At 32.9% G+C, this 773-nt stretch carries 1 pseudogene; it reads right to left on the bottom strand.

What is annotated here, in order from left to right:
- Window positions 1-773: pseudogene (locus AC1DTM_RS29800) on the bottom strand (hemolysin BL lytic component L2); the annotation flags it as partial.

Genomic DNA, 773 nt, shown 5'->3' with positions numbered 1-773 from the left:
CAAGATAACTTGTCATGTTTTTTAATCTTCTTAATGTATCTTTTTGAGACTCCTGGTTAGTAGTATCAACATTAGTAGATAAAGTTGTAATACTATTTTTTATTAGATTCAAATCTTCTTTATAGCGTTTCATTAGATCAAGTTCTACATCTACTTGATTTGCAAACGTATGTAAATCATTTTGCATAAGAAGAAGCATTGATTTTTGTAAATCTGCTATTGATAGTTTCGTTGTTAAATCATATAACTTTTGGTTTTGTTTCTCTAAATCATCTAAATGTGCTCGCTGTTCTGCTGTTAGTTTATTCATTTCAGCGAAGGCACCAAATGTTTTCTTGATTTTTTCAGTGTCAATGGCTTTCATCAGGTCATACTCTTGCGTTTTTGCGGCTGCAGCTGCAGCTATTTCACCTTGTTTGCTTTTCTCAATTGCTTCACGAGCTGCTTTTTTCGCTGATTCAATCTCTAAAGCAGTTTTACCCTTTTCTTTCGCTTCTTGCTCTGCTTTTGTCTCTGCTTCTAAAATAGTGTTATTAATTTCTTTTCCTTTGTTATACGCTGCCAACCCTGCTTGAGCAACCGGTTCAATGATTTCTTTTGAAAGACTATAGACTTCTTTGAATATAACAAATCCTTGTTCATTTAAAGCTCCTGGTACCAATGCTATTTGTTGTAAATCATTCTGAATTTCTTTTTTTGTATTTATTAATTCATTTTTTAGCTGGTCTATTTTCCCTGTTCCATCTGAACTTAGTACATCCTGTGCTTTTGTC

This window comes from Bacillus sp. P4_D3 (assembly GCF_056401855.1).
The sequence above is the reverse complement of the archived record's forward strand: the minus strand, read 5'-3'. Positions and strand labels throughout refer to the sequence as shown.